General features: G+C 66.5%; 5 protein-coding genes and 1 pseudogene. 4 read left to right on the top strand and 2 right to left on the bottom strand.

Features of this window, described 5'->3' with window-relative positions:
• Positions 1-1,281: 1,281 nt before the first annotated feature.
• Positions 1,282-2,343, top strand: coding sequence for an integrase core domain-containing protein (locus V5E28_RS48370; RefSeq protein WP_336217076.1), 1,062 nt, complete (start codon positions 1,282-1,284; stop codon positions 2,341-2,343).
• A gap of 213 nt (positions 2,344-2,556) precedes the next feature.
• Here V5E28_RS48370 and V5E28_RS48365 read toward each other — a convergent pair whose 3' ends face one another.
• Both V5E28_RS48365 and V5E28_RS48360 read right to left on the bottom strand, forming a co-directional pair.
• On the bottom strand, positions 2,557-4,785 hold the full coding sequence (locus tag V5E28_RS48365; protein ID WP_336217075.1) for a hypothetical protein: 2,229 nt from the start codon (positions 4,783-4,785) through the stop codon (positions 2,557-2,559).
• 2 nt (positions 4,786-4,787) lie between these two features.
• A complete protein-coding gene (locus V5E28_RS48360; RefSeq protein ID WP_336217074.1) occupies positions 4,788-6,761 on the bottom strand; it encodes a PQQ-binding-like beta-propeller repeat protein in 1,974 nt (657 codons plus the stop codon).
• A 588-nt stretch (positions 6,762-7,349) separates the two neighbouring features.
• On the opposite strand from V5E28_RS48360, the gene V5E28_RS48355 reads away from it, so the two are divergent.
• The 3 genes and pseudogenes from V5E28_RS48355 (at position 7,350) to V5E28_RS49990 (ending at position 8,540) form a co-directional block, all read left to right on the top strand.
• Positions 7,350-7,697: a DUF6247 family protein gene (locus V5E28_RS48355; protein ID WP_336217073.1), complete on the top strand. Its 348-nt coding sequence runs from the start codon at positions 7,350-7,352 to the stop codon at positions 7,695-7,697.
• Positions 7,698-8,005: 308 nt separating this feature from the next.
• Positions 8,006-8,386 (top strand): annotated as a pseudogene (locus V5E28_RS48350) (recombinase family protein); the annotation flags it as partial.
• Positions 8,328-8,540 (top strand): Lsr2 family DNA-binding protein, encoded by a 213-nt coding sequence (locus V5E28_RS49990; RefSeq protein ID WP_442946011.1) that lies wholly within the window; start codon positions 8,328-8,330, stop codon positions 8,538-8,540. The pseudogene V5E28_RS48350 and the gene V5E28_RS49990, both read left to right, overlap by 59 nt.
• The last annotated feature ends 162 nt before the right edge of the window (positions 8,541-8,702 follow it).

Raw genomic sequence — 8,702 nt, 5'->3', positions numbered from 1 at the left:
GTGCCTCGGAGACTACCGCAGGTGCAGATAGATCACCAGAAGTGATGCGCGGATCAGTGGGCACTCAGTTCTTACCTTCGAGGATCCTGCGGAGGCGGCCCGCGCCGCAGGCGGAAAGCCTTCCGGACGCATCCGGATCTCCGGCTGCAATATCATCACCGCAGCGCGATGGCCGGTTGACCTGGACGTCCGACCCTGATAATTCCGACTTCGTCCGCAACTGTAGCCGGAGATCCTGCGGTGCTGATGCTCTGATCTCGTCCGCAACGGCCCCTGCCGGAGCCGTTGACCGTCAGCACAATGGAGATCAGATGCAGCACTGGTTGGCAATCATTGAGACCGCCCTCGGTCTTGCGGCTCCGATCATCGGCTTGGCCACCGCCGTCGTATCTAATCGCGCGCGTCGGCCAGCCGACTCGACACACCGACCACTGGCGCGACGGCGACGAAACAATCGTCACAAGTAATTCCGGATCCTAAGAGGATGTCTCGGAGTGGAGAAGTAGATCATCCACTCCGAGTTCAGAGCGGCCGTCCAGTGAGCCGTTCTCCGCAGTTATGCGTAGTCCTATGTACCGTAGCGCTGAACAGCCTCAGGAGAACCTCCAAAGCCCCGGTAGAGAGACTGCTCCGTGGCTGCTCGCCCGCACTGATCACCGGCGCCCAGGTCGGCCAGCGACCACGCCAAACGGGGAACAAATGACACATATTGCCGATGGTCAAGGCCCCACGGTTGCTCGATGGTTGCTCGCGTGTACGGGGTACAACACGGCACACCACACCACTGGCCGACATTATGGCATGGACAATCATGGCTGCAACCGCACAAAATGGCACCCGATGACACTGATCGACACGTACCGAGGATTCTCATAATCCGTGGGTCGTGGGTTCAAGTCCCACCCGCCCTACTCACACCACCACCGCATCCCTGGCTTGAGCAGGGATTTCACGGATTCGCACGCTCAGCGGCCAGGCAGCCACATGCAGGCTGGAGCAGCCGTATGCCACCCGTCGCGGAATATACGCGGAATGGATCTCGGCACGTTCCGCAGGTCGTACCAAGCGAAAGGACCCCGGGACTTGTCCCGAGGCCCTGTGTTCCGCATCCTATGACGACAGCGCGTCCAAGATCCTTTGGTTGGCCGCCTCGCGTTGGCCGTCGATGCATCTGGCGTAGACCTTGAGCAGCACATCCACCTGTACCGCTTCATAACTCATGGGGTGGCGCCTGATCTGCGGCTTTGACCTCCAGAGGCCGCGCGGGCAAGATCGCGGTCTGTGCCGGTGCGTCTGCTGTATGTGACCTTGATTCGAGTGTTTGGCTGGCTGGTGTTGCTGGGGCGTGGTCAGGCGTCCAAAGATGCCGAGATCATGGTGCTCCGGCATGAGGTTGCCGTGTTGAGACGGCAGATCGTCCGGCCGAAGCCGGACTGGGCCGATCGAGCGGTCCTGGCGGCGTTGGCCCGTTTCCTGCCGACGGCGCTGCGAGCTCACCGACTGGTCACCCCAAGCACCCTATTGGCCTGGCATCGGCGTTTGATCAAACGCGCGTGGACCTACCCCCACCGCACTGGCCGTCCCGGAACAAGCAAGGAGATCCAGGATCTGGTCCTCCGTCTGGCCCACGAGAACCCCAGGTGGGGGTATCGGCGGGTACATGGTGAACTGGTTCGCCTCGGCTTGCAGGTTAGCGAAGCGACCGTGCGACGGATCCTGCGTTCACGCCGACACCGGCCGGCGCCACGAAGCCTCGACACCTCTTGGCGGACGTTTCTACGGCTGCAAGCGAAAGGACTGCTCGCCTGCGACTTCTTCCACATCGACACGATCTTCTTGAAAGGCCTGTACGTATTGTTCGTCATGGAGGTAGAAACACGACGCGTTCACATCCTGGGCGTAACCGCCCATCCCACCGGCGCCTGGACGGCCCAACAGGCCCGCAACCTGCTCATGGATCTCGGGCACAGGGCCACCCCGTTCCGGTTCCTCATCCGTGACCGGGATACCAAGTTCACCGCCGTCTTCGATGAGATCTTTTCCGGGGCTGGTGTCACGGCGATGAAGACTCCGCCGTGGACACCCCGAGCCAACTGCTACGCCGAACGCTGGATCCGCACCGTCCGAGCCGAATACACCGACCAGATGCTGATCTACGACGAACGCCACCTTCGATCGGCCCTGAACGAGTACGCCGAGCACTACAACGCGCACCGCCCGCACCAGTCCCGCCAACAACGCCCACCCGATCAAGACGAGGACGTCGTGGTGCCGCTGGAAGGCCGGATTCAGCGCCGGAAGGTGCTCAGCGGAGCCATCAACGAGTACCACTGGGCCGCATAACAGATCCGACGAAACACCAGCTCAAACCACGTGTACGAGTTTTGAAGCGGTACAGGCATATTGCTCAAGATCCGCGACGAAGGAAGCGCTTGCCTGAGCTGCGCAAAGATCCCGAAGCTCGTGTGAGAAGCCCCGGAAAGACAGGCGAAGGCCGCCGCGGCAGCGGTGCGGGCACGGCCCGCCCGCTCGCTGGCCGCGACGCCTTCTACGCGATCAGCTCCCAGCGGCCTCGATGGTGGCGTGCAGGATCTTCGTGGCTTCGGCGGCGGTGAGGGCCTTCGCGGCGACGAGCGCGCCGACGACCTTGGCCACGTGCCCGATGAGAGTCGGGCCTGAGCGCTCCTCGTCCTTGATCAGGTCCTCCAGCGTGCAGCCGTCCGGCCGGTAGCGGTTGGTGACGCCACTACCGATATTCTTGATCGTCACGTTCGGCGACAGGTCGGAGCCGGCGCAGGCATCGGCGGGCGGGACGTAGCGGAGGAGCCGGGCACCTCCCTGGACGGACCTGTTCGGCTGCTTGACGCCACTGCGGAACCAGAGGTTGCCCGCACTGTCCTGCGTCGAGCGGTAGGTGCCGGTCTCGCGCAGGAGCGTGACCTCCTTGGAGAGGGGGTCGACGCGGAACAGGCGGCCGTCTATGGAGGCGTAGACGTGCTCGTCCGGGTTGACGTGCAGTTCGTCCTGGACGCCGCTGTACTCGGTGTCCGGGAGCTGGACGCGCTGCTTCACCTGGGCGGTGCCGGGGTCGAGGACGAACAGTACGGCGTCGGCCAGGCCCCAGATCATGCCGTCGGGACCCTCGACGATCGAGGTGATCGAGTCGGCTCCGGGCACGGGGGTGTACTCGGCCGTCTTCGTGCCGGTGGCCAGGTCGTACGTGAAGAGCTTGGCGTCGTCGGCCTTGGGGGCGGTGCCGCCTCCGCCGTTGACGGTGGTGCCGCCCCACAGGGTGCCGCCCCGTACGAGGAGGGAGATCACGCCCTGGTCGGCGACGGGGGCGCGGGTCACGGTGTGCTCGCCCGTGGCGTAGTCGTAGACCGTGAGGGCGCCGCCCCACAGGCCGTAGTCGGGGGTGGTGCCGATGTACAGCCTGCCACTGGCGGTGGCGAAGGCGTGCGGTCGGTTCTGGCCCTCGCCGATGAGGCGGAACAGCTCGCGCGGGTTGGTGCCGGACCGGAACGGCTGGGCCGGGTCGTAGATCATGATTGCGCCGTTGGGATACGTGCCGAGGTACATCTTGCCCTCGTGCCAGAACCACCCGTCGGTCTGGGCGACGCGGCCCAGATCGGTCACCGTCCCGGCGGCGGGATCCAGCGTGGTGACGTTCCCGTTGATGTAGAGGTTGGTGTAGATCTTGCCGTCCTGGCCGGCGCTGACGTTGTTGATGTCGATCGGCTGGGCCGGGAAGGGCAGCTTGAACCGCTGGGAGGCGCCGGTGGCGGGATCGTAGGAGAGCGCGTCGCCGTAGTAGTTGCCGATCAGGCCGTAGAGCTTCCCGTCCACCGAGCCCCATCCCACGCCGGGGCCACCCGCGACGACGGGGCCGGGCACCGGCTCGGGGGTGTCGGTGGTGAGGTCGTAGCGCCACAGGGCGGTACCCGAGGTGAAGTAGACGTAGTCGCCGTCGGCGAGCCGGGTGGTGCCGCGGGAGCTCATGGTGAAGTCGTCGGCGAGCACGGCGCCGGTGTCGGGGTCCAGCACCAGTGCCTGCAGCTTGCTGCGCTTGACGAAGAGTCTGCCGCCGACGAGGTTGATGTCGTACGGGTGGTTGGGGTCGCCGCGCAGTTCCTCCGGCCAGATGTCGCGCTTCTCGCCGGTCCGCAGGTCCATCCTGATGAGGTGACCGCCGGTGCCGATGGCCGCCCAGAGCACCTCGCGCCCAGGATCGACGGCGACGTCGATGACGTACTGCTCGCCCTCGGACATGGCGCCCAGGTCGCGGAAGCCCTCGGCGGGCGAGTACGAGAAGGCGTGCGCGCCCGGGTACGCGCCACCGTAGATCTTGCCGTCCTCGCCCGGCTGGAATCCGTACAGCACGGTCGCGCCCGCCACCGGGGCGCCCAGGTCGGTCATCTCCTTGCCGGCGGGGTCGTAGCGGTAGAGGTGCGCGTTGGGGTAGCTGCCCGCGTAGACGGCGCCGTCGGACGCCTGCGTGATGGCCCAGCCGCCGGACGAGTCGGGCATCTCCGCCGTGTGCAGGCGCTCGCGGGTCACGGGATCGACCACGGCCACCACGCCGGGCGTGCCCATCTGGACGCTGTAGACGACGCGGCGCCCGGTCGCGTCGGTGCCGAAGAAGCCCTCGTGCACCGTGAGCGCCGTCGACTGGACACCGAAGTCGGTGACCGTGCCGGCGGGCGGTTGCGGCTCGTCCTGCGCGAACGCCGCAGGGGCGGCGGTGAGGAGTAACAGGGCCGATAACAAGATCGTGGTCAGGCGCATGCTCAGTTCCTTGTCGTGTCGGTCGGCGGGGCGAGGCGGGTGTCGATCCGGACGAGGTCGCGTCCGCGCAGGGTGTAGAGGCCGCAGCCGCCGGGCTCGGCGGCGAGCTTGGCGCCGTCGAACCAGTCGCCGGCCAGCCCGTCGGCGAGGGTGCGGGCGGTGAAGGTACGCAGATCCATCCGGTAGACCCGGTCGCCTCTGCTGACCACCTCGCCGGAGATCCCGTACAGCCGCCCGCCCTGGATCGCCAGGTCGCCACCGAAGCCGCCGACCTTCGCGGTCCTGGTCACCTGCCTGCGCACCGGGTCCACCTCGAAGAGCACGCCTGTGTCCGTCACCCCGTAGAGGCGCCCGCGATGGCGTACGACGTCGGCGATGTAGGTCGCGCCCGGCACCGGCTCGATCTGCCAGAGCAGCTCGCGTTCGCGCAGGTCGTAGGCGGCGAGCCGGGCGGTGGACGTCTTGGGCGGCAGCCCGAAGCCCTCCTGGATGTAGGTGCCGACGTAGGCGGTGCCGTCCGCGGCGGCCACGGAGTAGACGCTCTGGTCCGGCACGACGGGGCGCCGCACGTCCAGCTCGCCGGTGCCCGGGTCGTAGAGCGACAGGGCCCCGTTCGCCTGGCCGGGCTCCGGCTGGGTGCCTATCACGATCAGGCCGGTGTCCGCGTCGTAGGCCATGTCCCGCGGCCGGTCCTGCCGGTTGCCGATCCCGGCCAGCCGGGTCGCCTCACCGGTGCCCGGGTCGTGGCCGTACAGCAGGGCCTGGGTGTAGACGCCCAAGTACAGGCGGCCGTCCACCTGCACCATGGACTTGGGCTCGCCGGGCATGCCGATGCGGTGCGAGACGCCTTCGCGGTGGACCTGCATGCCGCCCTTGCCGAGGACGTAGACGTAGGAGCCGTCGGAGAAGACGGTCATCGGCTGCTCGGGTCCGGCGCGCATGCCGCGGGCGACGAGGTTGCGGTGCTCGAGCTCGCCGGTGGCCGGGTCGTAGACGAAGACGGCGCCGTCCTGGGTGCCCCAGATCTTGCCGTCGTGCGCGTGCAGGACCTGCGTCCCCGCCTCGGGGTACGGCACCCCGAGCGCCTCGACCGCGCCCGTCTCCAGGTGGTAGCGGTACAGCGTGCCGGTGGGGCGGCCGGTGAAGTAGACGTACTCGCCGAGGAAGGCAACCGCGGTGACGTACTTCTCGCCGGGCGCCGCGGCGATCCGGTAGTCGCCCGGATCGGCCTTGTTGAGGACCAGCAGCTCGCCCTGCGACGAGATGCCCATGGCCAGGTGGGTGTCGTTCATGGTCATGCTGGCCACGAAGTCCCGGGAGGCCAGCTCGGGCGGGCTGATCTCCCGCTTGGCGCCGGTGGCCCGGTCGATGGCCACGAGGTGGGCGTGGCTGCCGACGCCCGCGTAGACCGTGGTGGCGTCGGCGGCGATGCTGCGGACGTACTGCTCGCCCGGGACAGCGGCGCCGAGGTCCCGGGTGCCGCTGGTGGCGGGGTCGTACTCGACCACCCGGCCCGTCTCCGACATGCCGAGGTAGACCTTGCCGTCGGGGGAAGCGGTGATGTTCCAGATGAAGTGGTCCTCGAAGGAGGCGACCTTGGTGACCTGCCCGCTGAGCGTGTCCAGTTTGTACAGGTCGGAGGGGATGTGGGTGCCGACGTAGATGTCGGTGCCCACCTTGGTCATCGCCCAGGCGCCGATGCCGGTGGGGATGTCGTGGTGGGCGGTCACCTCGTCGGCGGCGACGTCGTACGCGCCGACGACGTTCGGCGAGAGGCCGCGGGTGACCGTGTAGAAGGTGTCGCCGACGAACTCGGCGTTGCCCAGCGCGTTGGTGACACTGGCGGGACCGAACGAGGTGATCGGTTCCCGGGGAGGGCCGCACCGCGACGTCACGGACTCGGCATGGACGGTGGCCGGCAAGCCTGGCAGGAGCAGGGCCGCGGTGAGGGCGAGGAGTCGGCGGGACCAGGACATGGGGCTCCCGAAGCATCTCGATATTACGGTCGCGCCTGTAATGGCAGACCGTGCGGAGTTACCTCCTGTTGATCAGATAACGGACCCGACCGTAATAAGGTGATCGCGATGCTGTCAACACCCTGGAATCCCTGCCAGGCCGCGGGTTCGCGAAATGCGCTGCGATGATGGTCTCCGTTTCTGGCAAACGTGCAGGAAACGGAAACCACCCTGCGTATCGCTCTTGCCGGGCTCGCCATCAGCCATCCCACACCGACGCCAGGACCCTGGCCCGCCACGCCGAGTTCGTCGTCTGGGAGCAGGACCGGAGCGGCTGCGGTGCTTCACTGACGAGCATCCGTCTGTGACGTGCTTTGTCTGAGCATCGCGAGCGCGGCCCGACCCGGAGCTCGGGCAGGTCACCGTGCTCGGGGTGGACGACTTCGCGAAACGGAAGGGCCACTCCTAGAAGGACACGACAGAGAAACCGGCGCAGACTCAGCCCAGCTCACTGCCTTGATCACTTGGCCGGCCCCCGTCGAACCCGCACCTCACGTCGGCGCAGTGGCGTAATCTCTGAATCGGACCTGCGAAAGGGGAGATTGCCTCATGACCGCGCAGCCGCACGAACCGACGAGCGTGAGCACACCCGTTCTGGACAAGAGCTTGCGTTCAATCCGCGAGGCGTTGACCCTGCCGCAGGATCGGGAGGCCTTCGACGCGGGTCTGCGGATGGCCTTGGACGAAGTGCGGGCCACGCTCGATCTCGCCAAGCTGAACGAGTTCCTCCATACCTGGTGGCTGATCGCCCACGACTCCATGCACGACCGCGCAGGACGCGAACGCATGTATACGCACGCCGCGCACGTACAAGACCTCGCCGACCACGGGCAAGCAATACCCCGCGGCGACAAGACCTGGCGAGAACTGCTCGCCGAGCGTGGAGTGCAGGCATAGGTGTACTCGATCACCGAGCCGGATCCCATCGCACAAGAGCAGATCGCGGCTCTACCGGTCGATGCAACCCGTTACCTTGCCGAAGTCTTGCCCTGTTGGAGATCGCCCCTTGGGCCGGCAGGCCATCCAACCCAACCAAGCCGGAAGGGAATCTCCGGATCATGCCCTTCGGCGAAGGCGGATTGGTCACCTACATCGTGCTGGAACAACAGCGCGAGGTCTACATCGTCCGCGTCCAGTGGCTCTCACTCGCATAACACCGAGACTGCGAACCGATTCACCAGATCTCTTGGACCTCGCAGCTCGGGTTGGACCCGACCGCAGCTGAGGTGGTGCAAGCCATCTTCGCCATGTCGTTGGCCGGCGTCAGACTTGCCGCCATCGCTGAGCATCTGACCTGCTCCGGCATTTCGTGCCCATCCGCCCACGACCCTGAGCGCAACCGGCACCGCTCCGGCTCCGACTGGTCCAGGGGTGCCGTACGCGCCATCCTGGCCAATCCCCGCTACACCGGTTATCAGGTATGGAACAAGCAACACAAAGACGAGGTCCTCATCGACGTCGACGACGTTGCTCTCGGTCACCACACCAAACTTCGCTGGAACCCCAAGGACCTCTGGGTCTGGTCGGATGCACCCGCCCACCCATCGATCGTTGGCCTCGAAGATTTCGAGGCAGCTCAGCAAGAACTCGCTAGCCGCGACAGCCGCAAGGCTACGCGCGCTGTCCCGCCAACGCTCTTCCGCCATCCGCCGATGGGCAAGCACTCAAGGCATACCCATCGCAGTACGCGGACGCATCGCCAACAGTGTGGTTAGTCAATATGCAGCGGCACACCCGTGAGCGGCGCGCTGCTGTACGGGGTCATGTCGTGGTGATCAGCGGGGTGAGCACCACCCACTCACGAGTGCCCGACGATCTGGTGTGGTCGGTACGGGGCCTCCAGCCGGACCGTTTCCTCTTCGCTCAGGGACAGCTCCACCGCTGCGATCGCGTCGTCTAGAT

The organism is Nonomuraea sp. LPB2021202275-12-8 (genome assembly GCF_037044575.1).
GTDB lineage: Bacteria > Actinomycetota > Actinomycetes > Streptosporangiales > Streptosporangiaceae > Nonomuraea.
Note: the sequence above shows the minus strand (reverse complement) of the source record. Positions and strands in the feature narration are given on the sequence as shown.